At 62.4% G+C, this 19,781-nt stretch carries 24 protein-coding genes; 6 read left to right on the forward strand and 18 right to left on the reverse strand.

What is annotated here, in order from left to right; all coding sequences use genetic code 11:
- The first annotated feature begins 13 nt into the window (after positions 1-13).
- Genes DU505_RS04205 through DU505_RS04220 form a run of 4 tightly spaced genes read left to right on the forward strand, consistent with a single transcriptional unit; the run spans position 14 to position 3,381 of the window.
- The gene (locus tag DU505_RS04205; protein WP_114477739.1) at positions 14-1,813 is read left to right on the forward strand and encodes a penicillin-binding protein activator; all 1,800 of its coding nucleotides are present in this window, start codon (positions 14-16) and stop codon (positions 1,811-1,813) included.
- Entirely contained in the window at positions 1,797-2,165 is a 369-nt protein-coding gene (locus DU505_RS04210) for a YraN family protein (protein WP_114477740.1), read from the forward strand. The genes DU505_RS04205 and DU505_RS04210 overlap by 17 nt, the downstream gene beginning before the upstream one ends.
- A gap of 38 nt (positions 2,166-2,203) precedes the next feature.
- On the forward strand, positions 2,204-2,797 hold the full coding sequence (locus DU505_RS04215; protein ID WP_043517869.1) for a phosphoheptose isomerase: 594 nt from the start codon (positions 2,204-2,206) through the stop codon (positions 2,795-2,797).
- 5 nt (positions 2,798-2,802) lie between these two features.
- Positions 2,803-3,381, forward strand: a complete 579-nt coding sequence (locus DU505_RS04220; protein ID WP_114477741.1) for a BON domain-containing protein — start codon at positions 2,803-2,805, stop codon at positions 3,379-3,381.
- A gap of 158 nt (positions 3,382-3,539) precedes the next feature.
- Here the strand turns inward: DU505_RS04220 and DU505_RS04225 are convergent, their stop codons facing one another.
- The 8 genes from DU505_RS04225 to zapE form a co-directional block, all read right to left on the reverse strand.
- A complete protein-coding gene (locus DU505_RS04225; protein ID WP_114477742.1) occupies positions 3,540-4,022 on the reverse strand; it encodes a ClpXP protease specificity-enhancing factor in 483 nt (160 codons plus the stop codon).
- Between the two features lie 51 nt (positions 4,023-4,073).
- Positions 4,074-4,700: a stringent starvation protein SspA gene (gene sspA, locus DU505_RS04230; RefSeq protein WP_114477743.1), complete on the reverse strand. Its 627-nt coding sequence runs from the start codon at positions 4,698-4,700 to the stop codon at positions 4,074-4,076.
- A gap of 150 nt (positions 4,701-4,850) precedes the next feature.
- Entirely contained in the window at positions 4,851-5,618 is a 768-nt protein-coding gene (locus tag DU505_RS04235) for a cytochrome c1 (RefSeq protein WP_114477744.1), read from the reverse strand.
- Positions 5,618-6,877, reverse strand: coding sequence for a cytochrome b (locus DU505_RS04240; protein WP_114477745.1), 1,260 nt, complete (start codon positions 6,875-6,877; stop codon positions 5,618-5,620). Before DU505_RS04240 ends, DU505_RS04235 begins: the two co-directional genes overlap by 1 nt.
- Entirely contained in the window at positions 6,877-7,470 is a 594-nt protein-coding gene (petA, locus tag DU505_RS04245) for a ubiquinol-cytochrome c reductase iron-sulfur subunit (protein WP_114477746.1), read from the reverse strand. The genes DU505_RS04240 and petA overlap by 1 nt, the downstream gene beginning before the upstream one ends.
- Before the next feature lie 214 nt (positions 7,471-7,684).
- Positions 7,685-8,074: a 30S ribosomal protein S9 gene (gene rpsI / locus DU505_RS04250; RefSeq protein ID WP_114477747.1), complete on the reverse strand. Its 390-nt coding sequence runs from the start codon at positions 8,072-8,074 to the stop codon at positions 7,685-7,687.
- 13 nt (positions 8,075-8,087) lie between these two features.
- Complete coding sequence (gene rplM / locus DU505_RS04255; protein ID WP_043516860.1) at positions 8,088-8,516, reverse strand: 50S ribosomal protein L13; 429 nt, start codon at positions 8,514-8,516, stop codon at positions 8,088-8,090.
- 157 nt (positions 8,517-8,673) lie between these two features.
- Positions 8,674-9,858, reverse strand: coding sequence for a cell division protein ZapE (gene zapE, locus DU505_RS04260; RefSeq protein ID WP_114477748.1), 1,185 nt, complete (start codon positions 9,856-9,858; stop codon positions 8,674-8,676).
- Positions 9,859-10,074: 216 nt separating this feature from the next.
- Here zapE and DU505_RS04265 point away from each other — a divergent pair, with 216 nt between their 5' ends.
- Entirely contained in the window at positions 10,075-10,524 is a 450-nt protein-coding gene (locus DU505_RS04265; protein WP_181872725.1) for a ZapG family protein, read from the forward strand.
- A 30-nt stretch (positions 10,525-10,554) separates the two neighbouring features.
- Here DU505_RS04265 and DU505_RS04270 read toward each other — a convergent pair whose 3' ends face one another.
- A complete protein-coding gene (locus DU505_RS04270; RefSeq protein WP_114477750.1) occupies positions 10,555-11,316 on the reverse strand; it encodes a Nif3-like dinuclear metal center hexameric protein in 762 nt (253 codons plus the stop codon).
- Between the two features lie 103 nt (positions 11,317-11,419).
- On the opposite strand from DU505_RS04270, the gene DU505_RS04275 reads away from it, so the two are divergent.
- Positions 11,420-12,637: a Do family serine endopeptidase gene (locus DU505_RS04275; protein ID WP_114477751.1), complete on the forward strand. Its 1,218-nt coding sequence runs from the start codon at positions 11,420-11,422 to the stop codon at positions 12,635-12,637.
- A 137-nt stretch (positions 12,638-12,774) separates the two neighbouring features.
- Here DU505_RS04275 and hisD read toward each other — a convergent pair whose 3' ends face one another.
- The 9 genes from hisD to DU505_RS04320 form a co-directional block, all read right to left on the reverse strand.
- Positions 12,775-14,097 carry a histidinol dehydrogenase gene (gene hisD, locus DU505_RS04280; protein WP_114477752.1) on the reverse strand — a complete coding sequence of 441 codons (1,323 nt, stop codon included), beginning with the start codon at positions 14,095-14,097 and terminating at the stop codon, positions 12,775-12,777.
- A 67-nt stretch (positions 14,098-14,164) separates the two neighbouring features.
- Entirely contained in the window at positions 14,165-14,827 is a 663-nt protein-coding gene (hisG, locus tag DU505_RS04285; protein ID WP_114477753.1) for an ATP phosphoribosyltransferase, read from the reverse strand.
- Positions 14,828-14,870: 43 nt separating this feature from the next.
- Positions 14,871-16,133, reverse strand: coding sequence for a UDP-N-acetylglucosamine 1-carboxyvinyltransferase (gene murA / locus DU505_RS04290; RefSeq protein WP_114477754.1), 1,263 nt, complete (start codon positions 16,131-16,133; stop codon positions 14,871-14,873).
- A 13-nt stretch (positions 16,134-16,146) separates the two neighbouring features.
- Positions 16,147-16,416, reverse strand: a complete 270-nt coding sequence (locus DU505_RS04295) for a BolA family protein (RefSeq protein ID WP_114477755.1) — start codon at positions 16,414-16,416, stop codon at positions 16,147-16,149.
- Positions 16,417-16,540: 124 nt separating this feature from the next.
- On the reverse strand, positions 16,541-16,879 hold the full coding sequence (locus DU505_RS04300) for an STAS domain-containing protein (RefSeq protein ID WP_114477756.1): 339 nt from the start codon (positions 16,877-16,879) through the stop codon (positions 16,541-16,543).
- Positions 16,876-17,553 (reverse strand): MlaC/ttg2D family ABC transporter substrate-binding protein, encoded by a 678-nt coding sequence (locus tag DU505_RS04305; protein WP_245947765.1) that lies wholly within the window; start codon positions 17,551-17,553, stop codon positions 16,876-16,878. The genes DU505_RS04300 and DU505_RS04305 overlap by 4 nt, the downstream gene beginning before the upstream one ends.
- 48 nt (positions 17,554-17,601) lie before the next feature.
- Positions 17,602-18,066 (reverse strand): outer membrane lipid asymmetry maintenance protein MlaD, encoded by a 465-nt coding sequence (gene mlaD, locus DU505_RS04310; RefSeq protein ID WP_114477758.1) that lies wholly within the window; start codon positions 18,064-18,066, stop codon positions 17,602-17,604.
- Positions 18,067-18,103: 37 nt separating this feature from the next.
- Positions 18,104-18,886: a lipid asymmetry maintenance ABC transporter permease subunit MlaE gene (gene mlaE, locus DU505_RS04315; RefSeq protein WP_114477759.1), complete on the reverse strand. Its 783-nt coding sequence runs from the start codon at positions 18,884-18,886 to the stop codon at positions 18,104-18,106.
- The gene (locus DU505_RS04320) at positions 18,883-19,695 is read right to left on the reverse strand and encodes an ABC transporter ATP-binding protein (protein WP_114477959.1); all 813 of its coding nucleotides are present in this window, start codon (positions 19,693-19,695) and stop codon (positions 18,883-18,885) included. The genes mlaE and DU505_RS04320 overlap by 4 nt, the downstream gene beginning before the upstream one ends.
- Positions 19,696-19,781: the final 86 nt, after the last annotated feature.

The raw sequence follows: 19,781 nt of genomic DNA on the forward strand, positions 1-19,781 counted from the left end.
ACAAGGAAGAATCATGCTGAAAATGCCCCGCGGCCTGCTGGCCACTGCACTTCTGGCCATACTGCTGGCCGGCTGTGCGCCTCCCGGCATCGTCGATCGTGTTCCCGACGACGACCCGGGCTATCTCCTCGAGCAGGCCCGGCAACAGGAGCCCGAACAGGCAGCGCTCAGCCGCCTCGAAGCGGCCGACATCCTAGCACGCCAGGGTCAGCGTACCCAGGCACTCGAAGTGGCCATGGAGATCGACGATCAGCGGCTACCCACCGAATATCGCCTGCAGTGGGCGATGCTGCTCTCCGAACTCGGCGAGTCCGAGGGGAAACCCTGGGCCGTGATTCAGGCCGCGCAGCTACTAGACGAAATCGAGATACCACGAGACGCCGCCTTGATACTCCGCGAACGGCACGGCCGGGCCCTGGCCCAGGTCGACGAACATCGCGCTGCCGCGAGGATCCTGATCGGCGTACAGGCCGAAACGGACAGCGAGGCACTGAACGACCCCATCTGGGCCTCGCTCTCTCGCCTCGAGGGGTCCGAGCTTGCCAGCATGCGTGACGAGATGGATGCCCTGGGCCTGGGCTGGCTGGTGCTCGCCAACCTGGTGCGCGAAAGCGGTGGTGATATCGAGCAACTCTTCACACGCCTCGATGAATGGCGCGAGCGAAATGCCCGACACCCCGCCGCCCGAAGCGTTCCCTCAGACCTGCTAGCCCTTCGCGACCTGCGCGGCCAGGAAGTCCGTCATATCGCCGTTTTCCTTCCGGAGTCGGGCCCATTGGCCGGTATCGCCGAAGCAATTCGGGACGGCATACGCGCCCACCACCAGAGTGCCGCCGAACGCAACGGCGGCGTTCGCCTGTCGTTCCTGGATACCAGCCGCGGCAGTATCGATGCACTCTATGAGGAAGCGCGAAACCGCGGCGCCCAGGTCGTCATCGGCCCGCTGGACAAGGACCTGGTGACGGAACTCGAAAACCGCGACCGGCTACCGCTGCCCACCTTGGGCCTCAATTACGGCCATGGCGAGACCAATCGTGCCGAGGGATTCTTCCAATACGGCCTGTCGGCCGAGGACGAAGCACGCCAGGTGGCGAGGCGGGGACGCGATGATGGCCATCGTCGCAGCGCCATGCTGGTACCTGACAACGAGTGGGGACGACGGGTCGGCCGCGCCTTCGAGGAAGAGTGGCGCAGCAGGGACGGCATCATCACCAACGCCGTCACCTACGACCCCCGCGGCTCCGCCACCGAGAGCACGCGCCGCGTCCTCTCCGGTGGCCGGCCTGACATGCTGTTCCTGCTGGCGCTGCCCAGCTACGCCCGCCAGGTTCCCCCAACCCTGGACTATTACAACGCGTCCACCCTGCCGATCTATGCCACTTCGCACCTCTTCGAGGGGCGCCCCCAGCCGCTGCTGGATCATGACCTGGATGACGTTAACTTCATCGACATTCCCTGGCAGATACCCGATGCGGCCGTCGGCGGGGTTGAGGCCCTTCCCTACCTCAGCAGCTATCAGCAGTTGCATGCAGACGCTGACCCCTCCGTATTCCGTCTCATGGCCATGGGCGTGGACGCCTACGAGCTTGCACGCCGCCTGCCCCAGTTCCAGCTGATACCTGAGAGTGAGCTTAACGGCGCCACGGGTCGACTGACCCGCGCCGCCGACGGACGCATCGAGCGGCAGCTCCCCTGGGCACGTTTCCAGCGCGGCGTGCCGCAGCCGATTCTGGCCATCGACCTGCTCGACACCGACCTGCTGGAAAACGGACTTCCTGACCGCGAGCCGTCCTCGAATGGCCAGCGGAACTGATGCACGGGCAAGGGGGGCTCGCATCGAGCGCCTCGCTGCCGACTGGCTCACTGCACGAGGCCTGGCACTGATCGCCAGTAACCATCAGGTCAAAGGCGGAGAACTCGATCTGATCATGCGCGAAGGCGAGACACTCGTTTTCGTCGAGGTCCGTCACCGCGCTGATAGCCGACATGGCCATCCACTGGAAACCATCACCGCCACCAAGCAGCGTCGCCTGATACGCGCAGCGCGTTTTTATCTTGCACGCAACCGGCTATCATGTCCGTGCCGCTTTGATGCGCTGGCCGTCACCGGCATCCCGCCCGCTCTCGACTTCGAATGGGTGCAAGGCGCCTTCGAAGCGTTCTGACCGGCCTGCTAAAGCCCCCAGGACCAGGATTTCACAGAATGGATTTTCAGCAACGCATACTCGGCCACTTCAACGCCAGCATCGACACCAAGACCTATGCCAGCGAGGTACTGCCGCCTTTCATCGAGGTGGCCAGCCAGATGATGGTCCAGTGCCTGGTCAATGAGGGCAAGATCCTGGCCTGTGGTAATGGCGGCAGTGCCGGCGACAGCCAGCACTTCTCTTCCGAACTGCTCAACCGCTTCGAGCGGGAGCGCCCCAGCCTGCCCGCCCTGGCCCTGACCACCGACACCTCGACGCTGACGTCCATCGCCAACGACTACAGCTACAACGAGGTATTCTCGAAGCAGATTCGCGCTCTGGGTCAGCCCGGCGACATCCTGCTTGCCATCTCCACCAGCGGCAACTCGGGCAACGTCATCCAAGCGATACAGGCAGCGCATGACCGCGACATGACGGTCGTCGCCCTGACCGGCCGTGACGGCGGCGACATGGCATCCCTGCTCGGCCAGGACGACTGCGAAATTCGCGTCCCGGCCACCTCTACAGCACGCATCCAGGAGGTTCACCTACTGGTGATTCACTGCCTCTGCGACCTTATCGATGAACAACTCTTCGGCAGCAGCGAGTAAACGACATGGCCCTTTCGAGACTGATCCCCCTTCTTCTGACCGCCTTCGTGCTGACACTGGCGGGCTGCACCACGGTTACCAGTGTCACCAACCCCGGCACCATCGACGAGAACTATGGCAAGCGCACCCTAGGCGCCCAGGTCGAGGACGAGAGCATCGAAACCAAGATCGCCCATAACCTGCGGCGCAACGATGCCCGCCTGGGCGATGCCCGCATCAATGTCGACAGCTACAATGCCATCGTACTGCTCACCGGCCAGGTACCCAGCGAGGAACTCAAGCAGATGGCAACCGAGATCGCCCGTGACGTACGCAACGTGCGCGACGTTCACAATGAGCTCACCGTCGCCGCCAACCTTCCGGCAAGCCAGCGCCTGTCGGACACCTGGATCAACACCCGCATTCGCACCAGCCTGGCCACCGACGAGACCATCGACACCAGTCGACTGCGTTTCGTCACCGAGAACGCCAGTGTCTATGTCATGGGCATCGTCACCCGCGCCGAGGCAGATCGCATCGTCAACGCCATCTCGCGTATCGGCGGCGTGCAGCGTATCGTCAAGGTCTTCGACTATATCGATTGACGCCAGCAGCGGAAAAAACAACGGAGATAAAAACGGCAGGCCCATGGGCCTGCCGTTTTTCGCTGGGCTCGTTCACCCCACCCTTCCGACCTCAACCGTCAACTGAGCGAGGCGTCCATCGAATGGATTGCCACTGACGCATGAGCCGATGAGCTCGCCTACTTGATGACCCGAAGCGATGGGCGACCCTTGGACTTGGTTTTTCCCTTAGGCTCATCCTGGCGCTCATCATCCGAGGAATCCGCTTCATGAGCGTCGCTTTCAACGGCAGTCAGCTCCGGGCGCTCGACGGCTTCCTCTGCGCCATCGCCACCCCCTCCCTGCGGAATCACCGGCTCATGGCCGAACACCATGCCTACGCCGTTTTCACGAGCATAGATGGCGATCAGCGCCGGCATGGGCACCACCACCTGCATGGGCTGGCCGCCGAACCGGGCACTGAAGGTGATGGCATCGTTCTCGATGCGCAGGTCGCGCACCGCGGTTGGGCCCACATTGAGGACGATCTGTCCGTTCTGGACGAACTGGCGCGGAACCACGACACCCGCCTGCTCGGCATCCACGACCACGTAGGGGGTATGCTCGTTGTCCAGAAGCCACTCGTAGAGGCCTCTTGCAAGATAGGGACGGCTCGATAGCATCTCTGCTGCCCTCCTCCGTTTGAAGACGCCGGACAGAGCCCGGCGCTATAATCAGTTGCGCATTTCGCGCTCAGTCTCACTCAGCGAAGAGACGAACGCATCACGCTCGAACAACCGCTCCATATAGGTAATCAGCGGCTGGACCTGCTTCTCCGGCAACTCGATGCCCAGCACCGGCAGCCGCCACAGAATCGGAGCGATACAGCAGTCGACTAGCGAGAACTCCTCGCTCATGAAGAACGGCACGTCCTCGAAGATTGGCGAGATACCTACCAGGCTTTCGCGAAGCTCCTTGCGCGCCTTCTCGACTTCCTTCTTCGGTCCCTGCTCGATCTGCTCGACCAGAGGGCACCATTCACGCTCGATACGATGCATCCAGAGTCGGCTCTGAGCCCGCGCCACAGGGTATACGGGGAGCAGCGGTGGATGCGGGAAGCGCTCATCCAGGTACTCCATCATCACCTTGGACTCGTACAGCACCAGGTCGCGATCGAGAAGCGTGGGCACACTGTTGTAGGGGTTGAGATCGGCGAGTTCTTCAGGGCGTTGCTCGCCACTGACTTCGACAATATCCACCGCCACGCCCTTCTCGGCGAGTACGATGCGCACGCGATGACTGAAGTGATCATCGCTTCCAGAATAGAAGATCATCGACGACCGCTTGGCCACTACACCCATGAAACAATCCTCGCATCAATTCGAACCGGGATGATAACACGCACATGCATCGTCGTGCGTGTGCGTTGCAACCGGCAGAAGACAAGACGCAGGGGGCGTATGGCATAACCGCCATACGCCCCCTGCTTCTCACGACCGACCCGCGAGGGGTCAGTGAATATCGCGCCAGTACTCGCGTTTGAGCAGATAGGCGAGCACGCCGAAGATGAAGATGAAGAGCAGCACCTTCGGCCCGAGCACCTGAGCCTGCAGCTTGGAAGGCTCGCCCACGTAGGCCAGGAAGTTGGTCAGGTCATAGACCGCTTCCTCGAACTCGTCCGGCTCCATGGAGCCGGGACGAGTGACCTGAAGCACGTCGCAGGACTGGTATTTGCCGGTCAGCGGATCGAGTTCGGCACCCTCGCCGGGGCGGTCGGTCTCGGCACAGACCTTCTCCTGGACCCCCTGCAGCGGCTCGAGCACGTTGGGCATCGCCACCATGTCGAAGACCTCATTGTTCACCCCGTTAGGACGACTCGGGTCGCGGTAGAAGGTGAGCAGGTAGGAATAGACCCAGTCGGCGCTGCGCACCCGCGTCTGAAGGGTCAAGTCCGGCGCTGCGGCCCCAAACCAGTTGGCTGCATCATCGCGGTTCATGGCAATGTGCATCTGGTCGTTGTAGGCCAGGTCGGACGAGAAGATCAGATGCTCTTCCACCAGGTCCTGGGGCATGCCGAAATCCTCGGCGGCCCGCGCGAAACGCTGGTGCTCCAGGCTATGACAGCCCATGCAGTAGTTGGTATAGAGCTGCATGCCCCTCTGCAACGATGCCTGATCGTTGAGGTCCGGCGTCATCGAGTAGGGCACGTCCTCGGCGGCAGCACCGAAGGCCGAGAAAGGCAGCAGCGCAAAGAGCAGTGCGAACAGTTGCTTTTTCATTAGCCAGTCACCCTCTCCGGAACGGGTTTGGTCTTCTCCATCCGCGTATAGAACGGCATGAGCAGGAAGAAGGCGAAGTACAGTGCCGTGCACAGCTGAGCCACCGCCGTGCGCAGCGGAGTCGCCGGCAGTGCGCCGAGAATGCCGAGGATGACGAAGCTGATGGCAAATATCACCAGCATCGACTTGGACATCCACCCCTTGTAGCGCATGGAGCGCACCGGGCTACGGTCCAGCCATGGCAGCACGAAGAGCACAGCAATGGCCCCGCCCATGAAGACCACCCCCAGGAACTTGGCATCCAGGCCAAAGAGGTTGAAGGTGATAGCCCGCAGGATCGCGTAGAAAGGCGTGAAGTACCACACTGGCGCAATGTGATCCGGCGTCACCATGGGGTTGGCCGGCTGGAAATTGGGCGCTTCAAGGAAGTAGCCACCGCCCTCCGGGAAGTAGAACACCACTGCCATGAAGACGAACAGGAATACCGCCACCCCGAAGATGTCCTTCACCGTGTAGTAGGGGTGGAACGGGATGCCATCCAGCGGCTTGCCGGTTTCATCCTTCTTGGCCTTGATGTCGATGCCGTCGGGGTTGTTGGAGCCAACCTCATGCAGGGCGATGATATGCAGCACCACCAGCGCCAGGATGACAATGGGCAGCGCCACCACGTGCAGGGCGAAGAAGCGGTTGAGTGTGATGCCGGAGATCAGGAAATCGCCTCGAATCCACTGGGTCAGGTCCGGCCCGATCACCGGTATCGCCGAGAATAGCGAGATGATCACCTGCGCGCCCCAATAGGACATTTGCCCCCAGGGCAGGAGGTAGCCCATGAAGGCCTCTGCCATCAACGCCAGGTAGATGGCCATGCCGAATATCCATACCAGCTCCCGTGGCGCCTTGTAGGAGCCATAGAGCAGGCCGCGGAACATGTGCAGATAAATGACCACGAAGAAGGCTGTAGCACCGGTAGAGTGCAGGTAGCGAATAAGCCAGCCCCACTCGACATCACGCATGATGTACTCGACCGAGGCAAAGGCACCTTCGGCCGAGGGGTTGTAGCTCATGGTCAGCCAGATGCCGGTCAGTATCTGATTGACCAGCACCAACATGGCCAATGAGCCGAAGAAGTACCAGAAATTGAAGTTCCTCGGCGCATAGTACTTGGACAGGTGGTCCTGCCACATCTGCGTGGCAGGAAAGCGATCATCCACCCAGCGCATGAAGCCGCTTTCCGCCTTGACCTTATTCGGATTACCCATCAGGCACTCTCCTCGTCTTCGCCAACGACGATCACGTCATCGCTCTCAAAGCGATACGGCGGCACTTCGAGATTGGTCGGTGCCGGCACGTTGCGGAATACGCGCCCCGCCAGATCGAAATAGGAACCATGACAAGGGCAGAAATAGCCCCCGGGCCAGGCGGCCATATCAACGTCATCAGGCTCGGGCCGGTAGAGCGGTGAGCAACCAAGATGGGTGCAGATCCCGATCAGCACCGAGATATCGGGCCGGATCGAACGCAGTGGACCCGTGACATATTGCGGCTGCTGCGGCTCGTTGGAATCCGGGTCGGCCAGACGATCGGGATCGAAGTTCTCGGTACGCTCGATCATGTCGTCGGTACGCCTGACAATCCAGACAGGTCGGCCTCGCCACTCGACGGTCATGCGCTGCCCCGTTTCAAGCTTCGAGACATCTGCGGTTACCGGTGCCCCCGCCGCTCGTGCCCTGGCACTCGGCTGCCAGGAAGCCACAAAGGGAACCGCCACTCCCACTGCACCCACCGCACCCACTACGGTGGTGGCACCCAGGAGGAGACGGCGCCGCCCTTTGTTCACGCCGTTATCTGCCATTGTATGGTTTCTCCCATCAGCTTACCCGTTGATCCAGCACGGGGGTGGTGTCCCGCGACCACGGATATAAAATCCGTCGTATCTTAAGGAATCCTGCCGCTTGGCACAAGACAAAGCACGCCTGACCAAGGTGTAATTTCCAATGCAAAATTCTGTTTTTCAAAAGAAAAAACCCAGGCATTTGCCTGGGTTTTTCTGTCTGCAAGGAGTGCGATCAGCGCTTGGAGAACTGCGGGCGACGACGCGCCTTGCGCAAACCGACCTTCTTACGCTCGACCTGGCGCGCGTCACGAGTGACATAGCCGGCCGCACGCAGTGCAGGGCGGAAGTCCTCGTTGTACTCCATCAGGGCACGGGTAATACCGTGGCGAATAGCGCCGGCCTGAGAGGAGCCACCGCCACCCTTGACGGTGACATAGACGTCGAACTGACCCACGGTGTCGGTCAATTCCAGCGGCTGGCGAACCACCATGCGACCGGTGACTCGGCCGAAATACTGGTCCAGCTCGTGGCTGTTGACGGTAATCTTGCCGGTTCCCGGCTTCAGAAAGACACGGGCGGTGGATGTCTTGCGGCGCCCGGTACCGTAATAGTGCTGTGTCATGGCAATGACCCCCTCAGATGTTCAGTTCTTGCGGCTGCTGGGCGGCGTGCGGATGCTCGGCGCCGGCGTAGACCTTGAGCTTGGAATACATCGCACGTCCCAGGGGGCCCTTCGGCAGCATACCCTTGACAGCGGACTCGATGACACGCTCGGGAGCATGAGCGATCATCTTCTCGAAGCTCATGGAGCGCAGGCCACCCGGATAACCGGTGTGACGGTAATAGGTCTTGGCCTTCGCCTTGTTGCCGGTGACATGCACCTTCTCGGCGTTGATCACGACGATGTAGTCGCCGGTATCGACGTGAGGCGTGAATTCCGGCTTGTGCTTGCCGCGCAGGCGACGAGCAATTTCGGTGGCCAGACGACCGAGCGTCTTGTCCGCAGCGTCGACGACGTACCAATCGCGCTGGACGGACTGCGGCTTAGCAGTGAACGTCTTCATGGATGAAATCACCACAATATAGATGTATTGGATCCTGCCGCCGGGTTGCCGGCTGGGGATCATCCCTATTCTTCTTGGTTGCCGCCACCGACAGCGACGACAACGTTCGAGCGAGGCGGCATTCTACACGACTCGCCGGCCCATGATAAGGGGCCTGTCACGGTTTATGCGGCAGCGCCAGGTACTCGTGGGACTGCATCTCCTGGAGCCGAGACAGGGTGCGCTGAAATTCGAACTCGAGTCGGCCATCGGCATAAAGGGCCTCGGCGGGCGCCTCGGCTGAGAGCAGCAACTTGACGCCGCGGTCGTAGAACTCGTCGACCATGTTGATGAAGCGACGCGCCTGGTCGTCGGTCGATGCCCCCATGCGAGTCACATTGGACACCAGCACGGTATGGTACTCCCGAGCCAGCTCGATATAGTCGTTCTGGCTACGCGGCCCGTCGCACAGCTCGCGAAAATCGAACCAAACCACGTCGTCATGGAGCCGGCGTGCATGCAGCACGCGATGGTTGACCTCAATGGCCACGTCACGCTCCCCCTCGTGGCCAGCAATCTCGCGGAAGCTGCGTGCGAGCTCGGCTTCGGCCGCCGCGTCGAGGGGGGCATGGAAGATCTCGGCACGCTCGAGCGCCCGCAGTCGATAGTCGATGCCGGAATCGACATTGACCACCTCACAGTGTCGCTTGAGCAGGTCGATGGCAGGCAGGAATCGTGCCCGCTGCAGCCCATCCTTGTAGAGTTCGTCGGGAACGATATTCGACGTCGCCACCAGCACGACGCCCCGCTCGAACAGCGCCTCGATAAGGTTGGCCAGGATCATCGCATCGGTGATGTCCTTGACGAAGAATTCATCGAAACAGATCACCCGCGCCTCGGCGGCAAACTTGCCGGCAATCAGAGACAATGGGTTCTTCTCGCCCTTGTAGTGCCCGAGTTCATTGTGCACTCGCTGCATGAAGCGATGAAAGTGAGTGCGCATCTTGTCGGGAAACGGCAGCGACTCGTGGAAGGTATCGACCAGGTAGGTCTTGCCCCGCCCCACCCCGCCCCAGAGATAGAGCCCCTGGATGGCTGGTAGCGTCGGCGCATCGTCAGATTTCTCGCGCCTGCCGAACAGGCCCGCCATCTTCGACTTGAGACCACGCCCCGTAGTCACTGCCCTTGGCTCGACACGCGGCGTCGCGACCAGTTGATCGAAGAGACGCTGCAGGTGCATGACGGCCTGCTCCTGGGCCGGATCGTACTGGAAACCTTCACGCTCGATGTCGGCACGGTAACGCCCCAGCGGCGTATTACCGGGAGTCGAACGAGAATCCAGAGGGGTCGCAGTCGCGCACATGGCAATTCCTTGCTGACTTGGCTCGAAAGTTGGCAGGCTCGGCATTATACGCACCCTGAAATCATTGCGCAGAATATTGGCCATCGCCACCCACCCACGGTGACTGCGTTGACCGGCCCGCCGCCCACACCCCTATAATGGGCCGTCAGGCGACCGTGTGCGGCGTCATGGCGACACCACGCGCTCAGCGTGTATCTGCATCAGGGGGAGAACCACGTGGAATACGGCAACATCAACTGGCTCGTCGCCATCGTCAGCCTGCTGGCCGGCCTGGGCCTCGGCGGCCTGGGCTATCACCTGTTCGGCGCCTCAGCGGATCGCTTGCAGCGGCAGCGACAGCAGGTGGCAGAACGCGAGCGGGAACTGAGCGAACTCAAGGAAGGCCTGGGTGAGCATTTCTCTCAGGTTGGCATGATGGTCACCAACATACAGCGCGAAATCCGGACTCTCGAACACCGGATAACCGAAGACGCCAGCACCCTGAACTGCGAAACGCCGGCCACCCGCCGTCTCGATGCGGCCGAGCAGAAGGTACTCGGCCCTCAGACCGACGAGGTCCCCACGCCCCGGGACTACGCCGATGGCACCGGCGGCACCCTGTCGGAGGATTTCGGGCTCAAGGGTAACAGTGACAAACCCGACTCCCCGCAGCCTCCACGCTACTGACAGGTCAGGAAGTAGGCCCCCTGCCCGGCGTTATGCCGGGTTGTCGATGTCGACGAAGCGGTGCTCGATGCCGAACTTCCGGACCAGCCACTCGCCCAGTGCCTGTACACCATAGCGCTCGGTGGCGTGATGCCCGGCGGCCAGGTAGTGGATACCGAGCTCTCGCGCCAGGTGGGTAGTCCGCTCGGAGATTTCACCCGAGACAAAGGCGTCGGCGCCGGCCTCCCAAGCCTGGGTAATCATGTCCTGCGCCCCGCCCGTACACCAGGCCAGACGCCGTATCGCTCCAACGCCTGGCGCCTCGATCAACAGTGGCTCACGCCCCAGGCAGCCAGCCACGTGGCTTGCCAGCTCGGCAGCCCCACGGGCTTGTGGAAGGCGGCCAATCCATATCAACCCCTCACCGATTTCGCCATCGACGCAGCCCTCCACCAGAAAATCCAACCGCCTGGCCAACTCGGCGTTATTGCCCAACTCGGCATGGGCATCCAGCGGCAGGTGGTAGGCAAGTAGATTGATGTCGTTCAGCAGCAGCGTCCGTATACGACGCTGCTTCATGCCGGTGATGGGAATCGGTTCGTTCTTCCAGAAATATCCGTGATGCACCAGCACCAGATCGGCCCCCCAGTCCACTGCTTCGTCAAGCAGCGCCTGGCAGGCGGTAACGCCTGTCATGACCCGGGCAATGCGATCACGCCCTGCCACCTGCAATCCATTGATCGTGTAATCCTTGAAGCGAGGCGCATCGAGCAGGGCGTCGCAGGTCCTTACCAGGTCATCGCGGGAAATCATTCGGCCCTCCGGACAGCGGTTCACTTGGAATGTTACGATAACTCAATTGTAACGACTGCGCGGGGCGGCATCGACCGCGCCTCGCCGATCAGGAAAGCACCGCATGCGTCGTCCGCTCTTAGCCTATGCCCTGCCCGTCCTCATTGGCGTGCTGCTGGCCATCGTACTGCTCAACACCTTCCCGCAGTTGCTGGGACCTTCCCCAACCAAGCCACATGCCCCCACGCCAGAGGTGGAAGCGCCCAGTGAGCTGCAGCAACCGGTAGTGCGGGCCACCCCCGAGGTGCGCCAGGCCGCCCCCTTGAGCCGCATGCAGGGGCCCGTCAGCTATTCGGAGGCGGTGGAAAAGGCCGCCCCGGCGGTGGTCAATATCTACTCGTCACGGGTCGTCGCTCTAGAAGAGCATCCGATGATGTCAGACCCCTTCTTCCGTCAATTCTTCGGCGACGACCTCCCCAGCCAGCAGCGTTTTCTTTCCAGCCTGGGCTCGGGCGTCATCGTCAGCGAAGACGGCTATGTGCTGACCAACCATCACGTGATCGACGGTGCCGACGAAATCCAGGTGGCCCTGCGCGACGGCCGTGAGACCCTGGCGCAGGTCATCGGCACCGACCCGGAAAGCGACCTGGCCGTGCTGCGTATCGATCTGGAAGACCTCCCGGTGATCGTCCTTTATGACACCGAGGACGTAGCGGTCGGCGACATCGCCATGGCCATCGGCAACCCCTTCGGCGTAGGCCAGACCGTGACCATGGGCATCATCAGCGCCACCGGTCGCACCCACCTGGGCCTGAGTGCCTATGAAGACTTCATCCAGACCGATGCCGCCATCAATCCCGGCAACTCGGGTGGCGCCCTGATCAATGCCGACGGCGCCCTGGTAGGCATCAACACCGCCATTTTCTCACGCTCCGGCGGCTCCCAGGGGGTGGGGTTCGCCATACCTACCCGCCTGGCACACAGCATTCTCGACGACCTGGTGACCCAGGGGCGAGTGATCCGCGGCTGGCTGGGCATCGAGGCGCAGGAGATCACCCCGGAGCTGGCCGCCTCCTTCGGTCTGCAGGCCCCTCGCGGGGTGGTGATCTCCGGGGTGGTGCCGGAAGGCCCCGCCGCCCGAGCAGGCCTCAGGCCAGGCGATGTGCTGCTGGAAGTCGATGACCGTCCGATCCTCGACGCCCGCGTGGCAATGAGCGACATCGCCGCCATCCAGCCCGGCGCCACGCTACCGCTGACGGTCGTGCGCAGCGGCGAGAAACTGAGCATCGAACTGGAAGTCGGGGAGCGGCCGCCCCCGCAGCCAAGACAGCCGGAACGCTAAGAGGCGCCCCGGCCACCGTCTATCGGCCGAGGCCGCTACGAACCTACGAACGTGCGCTGAGCTTTCGCAAAAAGACCCTGCCCAGAATCGCTGGACAGGGTCTTTCGTGTTATCGCCCCGGAAACGTCCGGCAAACGCTACTTCTGGATCCGGTATTCGGCCGAACGGGCATGGGCGGTCAACGACTCGCCCCGGGCGAGGATCGATGCCACCCGACCCAACTCCGACGCGCCCTCCCGAGAGCAGTTGATGATCGAGGAGCGCTTCTGGAAATCGTAGACCCCAAGCGGCGATGAGAAACGCGCCGTTCCCGATGTCGGCAGCACGTGATTGGGGCCGGCACAGTAGTCTCCCAGCGCCTCGGCGGTGTAGCGCCCCATGAAGATGGCACCCGCGTGGCGCACTTCCGGCAACAGCGCCTCCGGGTCGGCCATGGAAAGCTCCAGGTGCTCCGGCGCGATCCGGTTGATCAGGCGGAGCGCCTCTTCCCTGTTACGACAGTGAATCAGAGCGCCGCGACGGGACAGCGACTGCCGCACGATTTCCTCTCGTTCCAGGCTCGGTAGCAGCCGCTCGATGGACGCCTCGACGGCGTTCAGGTGGCTGGCGTCCCAGCTGACCAGCAGAGCCTGGGCGTCCTCGTCATGCTCCGCCTGGGAGAAGAGGTCCATGGCCAGCCAATCGGGGTCGGTCCCACCATCGGAAACCACCAGGATCTCGGAGGGACCGGCGATCATGTCGATCCCCACCTGGCCGAATACCGCTCGCTTGGCCGTCGCGACGTAGATGTTGCCGGGCCCCACGATCTTGTCGACCCGGGGTACCGTTTCGGTGCCATAGGCGAGCGCGGCTACGGCCTGGGCGCCGCCGATGGTGAAGACATGATCGACCCCGGCCAGATGCGCCGCGGCCAGCACCAGCTCGTTGAGCACGCCGTCTGGCGTGGGCACCACCATGACGATCTCGCGCACCCCGGCCACATGAGCGGGTATGGCATTCATCAGCACCGAGGAGGGGTAGGCCGCCTTGCCTCCGGGAACATAGATACCGGCACGATCCAGTGCCGTGACCTGCTGCCCCAGCACGGTACCGTCGTCTTCGGTGAAGGCCCAGGACTCCGGCTTCTGGCGCTCGTGATAGGCACGAACGCGCTCGGCCGCCTTCGACAAGGCGGCACGCTGCTCTTCGGGGAGGCCGATGAAGGCCTGCTCGAGCCGCTCCGCTCCGAGGGTCAGCTCTGCCATGCTAGACACGGCTAGCCGGTCGAAGCGATTGGAATACTCGATCAGTGCCGCATCGCCACGCGCCCTCACACCGGCGAGGATGTCATCGACACGGCCCTGTATTTCGGCATCGGATACGCCTTCCCAGGCGAGCAGCGCATCGAGACGCGTCTCGAAATCGCCGTCGGCGGTGGAGAGCCGGGCGATCTCAACGGTATCGACAAGGGTTTCGCTCATGATGGAATTCGCCTCTACAAGGATGAAAGCAGTCGTAATACGCTGACTCGCCTGGCGGCCGAAGCGCTCAAGGTGAGAGGGCGTCTTCGGTAGCACGCCGCTTGCCTACCGCATCGGTGAGCCGCGCAATCAGCGGCTTGATCTGGGCATGTTTCATGGTCATGGCCGCCTTGTTGACCACCAGACGCGTGCTGATCGGTGCAATCAGTTCCCGCGGCGACATGCCATTGGCACGCAGCGTATTTCCGGTATCGACGATATCGACGATCTCGTCTGCCAGATTCATCAGCGGCGCCAGCTCCATGGCACCGTAGAGCTTGATCACCTCCGCCTGGATGCCCTGCTCCGCATAATACCGGCGCGCCACGTTGACGAACTTGGTGGCCACCCGGCGGCGCGCACGAGCCGGCTCGGCGCCGTCGATGCCAGCGGTCATCAGCTTGCACCGGGCGATCTCGAGGTCCAGTGGCTCGTACAAGCCCTCGGCACCGTGCTCGAGCAGCACGTCCTTGCCGGCAACCCCCAGGTCCGCGGCCCCCAGCTGGACATAGGTCGGCACGTCGGTGGCGCGTATGATTACCAGCTTGACGTTCGCCAGGTTGGTGTCGAAGAGCAGCTTGCGGCTCTTGCCCAGATCCTCTGCCGGGGTGATGCCGGCATCGGCCAACAGCGGCAGCGTTTCGTCGAGAATACGGCCCTTGGATAGGGCCAGAATCAGTTGCTTGCTCATGGTCTCGCCTATGGTCGGGAAAAGCGCATGTCAAAGAAGCCGCTCAGCCGGGAATTCGGCGGATTCGCGCGCCCAGTAGCTGCAGCTTCTCCTCGATGCACTCATAGCCGCGATCGATATGATAGATGCGATCCACCAGCGTCTCCCCTTCAGCCATCATGGCCACGATCACCAGCGAGGCCGAGGCCCGCAGGTCGGTCGCCATGACCGGCGCGCCCGAGAGCCGTTCGACGCCGGTAATCAGCGCCGCATTGCCCTCAAGCACGATCTTCGCACCCATGCGGTTCAGTTCCTGCACGTGCATGAAGCGATTCTCGAAAATGGTCTCGACCACCCGCGAACTGCCGTCCGCCACCGCATTGAGCGCCACGAACTGGGCCTGCATATCGGTCGGAAAGGCGGGATACGGCGCGGTACGGATATTGACCGGCCGCGGGCGACGCCCCTCCATGTCCAGCTCGATCCAACCGTCACCCAGGGTGATCTTGGCACCGGCCTCCTCCAGCTTGGCCAGCACTGCCTCGAGAATGTCGGCACGGGTATTGCGCACCCGCACCTTGCCGCGACTGAGCGCGGCCGCCACCAGGAAGGTACCGGTCTCGATACGGTCCGGCATGACCTCATGGTAGGCACCGTGAAGCCGCTCGACACCCTCGATCACGATGGTATCGGTGCCGTGGCCACGAATATTCGCCCCCATCTTGATCAGGCACTCGGCCAGATCGACCACCTCGGGCTCGCGGGCGGCATTCTCCAGTATCGTGGTACCGGCAGCCAGGGTCGCAGCCATCAGCAGGTTTTCGGTGCCAGTGACCGTCACGGTGTCGAAGTAGATGGTGGCACCCTTGAGGCGACCGTCGACCCGGGCACGAATGTAGCCACCCTCGACTCGGATCTCCGCGCCCATGGCCTCAAGCCCGCGGATATGCAGGTCCACGGGGCGAGAACCGATGGCGCAGCCGCCGGGCAGCGAGACGTCCGCATGGCCGAAGTGGGCGAGCAAGGGCCCGAGCACGAGAATGGAGGCGCGCATCTTCTTGACCAGCTCATAGGGCGCATGACAATCCTTCACCTGGGAACCGTCCAGCTGGATGGTCATCTTCTCGCCCATCACCGGCTCGACGCCCATGCGGCCGAGCAGCTCCAGCGTCGTCGTGATGTCCTGTAGATGCGGCAGGTTGCCGATGGTGACGGGCTCGTCGCCGAGCAGGGTGGCACAGAGAATGGGCAGAGCGGCGTTCTTGGCGCCGCTGGCCCAGACCTCGCCGCTGACGGGGCCATTGCCGGTTATGATCAACTTGTCCATGGAGGTTCGACCGTCAGGCACCCTGGTTCTGTGAAGCCGCATTCTCCGGCGCGCTAGCCCACTGCGCCGGGGTGTAGGTCTTGATGCTGACGGCATGAACCGCACCGGAGGCGATCTCTTCCGACAAGGCGCCATAGATCAACTGCTGGCGCTTCACCGGAGACAGGCCGTCGAACATCTCGCCCACCGCGATGACCTGGAAATTGCAGCCTTCACCCTGAATGTGGAAATCGCAGCCCTCGATACGGGCCTCTAGCAGCGCCTTGACGTCACTGGGTTGCATGGAAACAGGAACTCCTGTGGGTCGAAAAGGAGGCACGCGAGCGCAGTGGCCGGGTGCCAGAGTCAGTCAATGGTGACATGGTAATGAAAAGCGCCCCACTTGGCGATGCCGGGCAGGGCAGAACTCAAGAGGAAGGCGTTTCGGCAACCGGAAGCAGGGCATCGAGGCCGGCAACCCTGGTCAACCTGAGCAGGGGTTCGGAGAGGCGTACCGCATCAATCTGGATACCGGCCACTCGAGCGCGCCGGGTCCACTCCAGCAACACGCTGAGGGCCGCACTGCTGACTCGCTCGACACCGTGCAAGTCCAGCTCCATCCGGGAGCCGGCAGACTGCTCGTCAAGCCAGACGCTACCGGCATCGGCAAGCTGAGCTGCCATGTCGAAATCGACGTCGCCAGTCACGGCCAGCCTGGCGGGACTGGCCTCGAGACGGACACCGCCGCGATCGAGCAGCAGGCTCATTCACTGCCACCTTCTTCGAGCTCATCGGCAGCCAGCTCCGGCGACCAGGTGTCTATAACGGCGTCGAAATCGCGATTGTGATCACGCATGGCCTGGTCGAACTGATTCCGGAACGTCAGCCCCAGGTTGATGCCATTGACGATGACATTGACCACCTTCCACTGACCATCCGAGAGGCGCAAGGTGTAGCTGACAGGGTAAACGGTGCCATCGACCGCGACCACCTCCATGGCCACGCTCGCCTGATCCTCGTGGCGCGGCGCCCGCTGGCTCTCCAGCACCCGCAGCTCGCGATAGTCGAAGGTGACGAGACCCTTGGTATAGGTGTCGATCAGCGTCTGGCGGAAGGTATTGACGAAACGGGAGCGCTGCTGGGGCGTGGCGTTCTGGAAGTAGCGCCCCATCACGCTTGCCCCGATATAGCGAAAATCGGCAATCTCGTCCAAGCTCTCGTCGACCAGTCTCTTGAGCTCATCGACGTTAGCCGCAAAGTGGTCTTCCCGACCCTCAATCTGTCCCATCATCTCGTTGATGCTATCGCGGATCACCTGCTCCGGGCTCCGCTCCGGCTCGGCCTTGGCCGAAAGGGAAAACAGAGCCAGGTACAACCCGACCACCAGCAGACGAAGGAGAGTGTGGGAGCGAGACATGAGTGTCTTGGGTTGACCTGTCATGGGTTGACCTCTAACGAAACGATGATTGGGTGACGCGAGGCAAGGCCTCTAGTCGCTGACCATATTGGACACGAATTGCTGTATGAGTTCTTCCAGCACCATGGCGGACTGGGTATCGCGGATGGTATCGCCATCGGCAAGGGTGTCCGGATCCCCCCCCACCGTGAGCCCGATATACTGCTCGCCGAGCAGGCCGGCAGTGAGAATAGCAGCGGTCGTATCACGGGAAAGCTCGCCCTCGAGCTCGCCATTGAGTTCCAGCACCACGCGGGCATCGTACCAGTCGGTATCGAGCTCGATGGCGGTGACCCGTCCCACGGTCACGCCAGCCATGGTGACCCGGGCGCGCGGCTTGAGGCTGCCGATATTGGCGAAATTGGCCTCGAGCCGGAAGGTGTCGTCCGGCGTGGTGAAGGCCATGCCACTGACACGCATCCCCAGGAACAAGAGCCCGAGGATGCCCGCCAGCATGAAAAGACCAACACCCAGCTCCATCGTCTTGCTGCGCTTCATTCCGTCTCTCCGAACATCGAAACAAGCCTTCCCGTCATCAGGAAAATCCTCCAAACATCAGCGCGGTGAGCACGAAATCCAGGCCGAGCACCGCCAGCGAGGAGTAAACCACCGTACGCGTGGTAGCGCGGGAAATGCCTTCCGAGGTAGGCACCAGGTCATAGCCCTGAAACACCGCAATCCAGGTGACCACCAGGGCGAAGACAAGGCTCTTGACCATGCCGTTGCCCACGTCGCCAATGAAGTCGACGCTGGACTGCATGTTGCTCCAGTAGGAGCCCTCGAAGACCCCGAGCCACTCGACACCGACCAGGTAACCGCCATAGATGCCGACGACACTGAAGCCGATGGTCAACACTGGCAGCGCCACGAAACCGGCCCACAGCCTGGGGGCCACTATCCGCCGCAGCGGGTCGACGCCAATCATCTCCATGCTGGTGAGCTGTTCGGTGGCTTTCATCAGGCCGATCTCGGCGGTCAACGCCGAACCGGCACGGCCGGCAAACAGCAGCGCGGCAACCACCGGAGATAGCTCACGCAGCAACGACAGCGCCACCATCTGCCCCAGCGCCTGCTCGGCGCCGAAGTCGACCAGCAGGGTGTACCCCTGCAGCGCCAGCACCATGCCGATGAAGAGCCCTGAGACCAGCACGATGGCCAGCGACAGCACGCCGACGAAATGCACCTGCCGCAGCCACAGGTACCAGCCCTCCCGCGATGGCACGCCAACGGCCGACTGGGCCAGGAACTGCCCCGCCCGACCCAGAGCTTCGAGCACTTCGCAACCACGGCGTCCCAGGATCACGATTCGCCCGATCATGGACGCTTCTCCATGTTGAGGATGTCGCTGAAGAAATCGGACGCCGGATAGTGGAAAGGAACCGGACCGTCTGGCTCGCCATGGACGAACTGGCTGACTCGCGGATCCTCGTCGACATCCAGCGAGTCCGGCGTGCCGTGGGCCATGACCCGGCCGTCGGAGATCACGTAGACATAGTCGGCAATGGACAGTGTCTCCTTGATATCGTGCGATACCACGATGGCGGTGAGGCCCAGCGCATCGTTGAGTCGCTTGATCAGCTGTACCAGGACGCCCTTGGAGATCGGGTCCTGACCCACGAAGGGCTCATCGTAGAGTATCAGCTCGGGGTCCAGGGCAATGGCTCGGGCCAGGGCGACACGGCGGGCCATGCCCCCCGAGAGCTCGGACGGCATCAGTTCACGCGCGCCGCGCAATCCGACTGCCTCTAATTTCATCAGCACCACGTCACGGATCATCGCCTCGGGCAGATCGGTATGCACCCGCAGGGGAAAGGCCACGTTTTCAAATACGCTGAGGTCGGAGAAGAGCGCACCGCTCTGGAACAGCATGCCCATACGCCGCCGCAAGCGGAACAGCGCCTTGCGCGACAGGGCATGCACATCCTCGCCCTCGATCGTGACGCGGCCCGCATCAGGAACAAGCTGTCCGCCGATCAGCTTGAGCAAGGTCGTCTTGCCCGTGCCACTGGGGCCCAGGATGGCAGTGATCTTGCCCCGCGGGATCTGCAGCTCCACGCCACGGAAGATGTCTTTCTCCCCTCGTGCAAAATGCAGACCCTCCACCACCACGAAGGGGGAATCGGTCATTTCGAGACGTCCATCGAAAAAATTATCGAACATCGTATCCTAACTGGGTCGCAGGGCGCCAGCCCAGCTCCGGTTGCACTTGCACA

The sequence above is a fragment of the Billgrantia montanilacus genome, assembly GCF_003336675.1.
In the GTDB taxonomy this organism is placed as follows: domain Bacteria; phylum Pseudomonadota; class Gammaproteobacteria; order Pseudomonadales; family Halomonadaceae; genus Halomonas; species Halomonas montanilacus.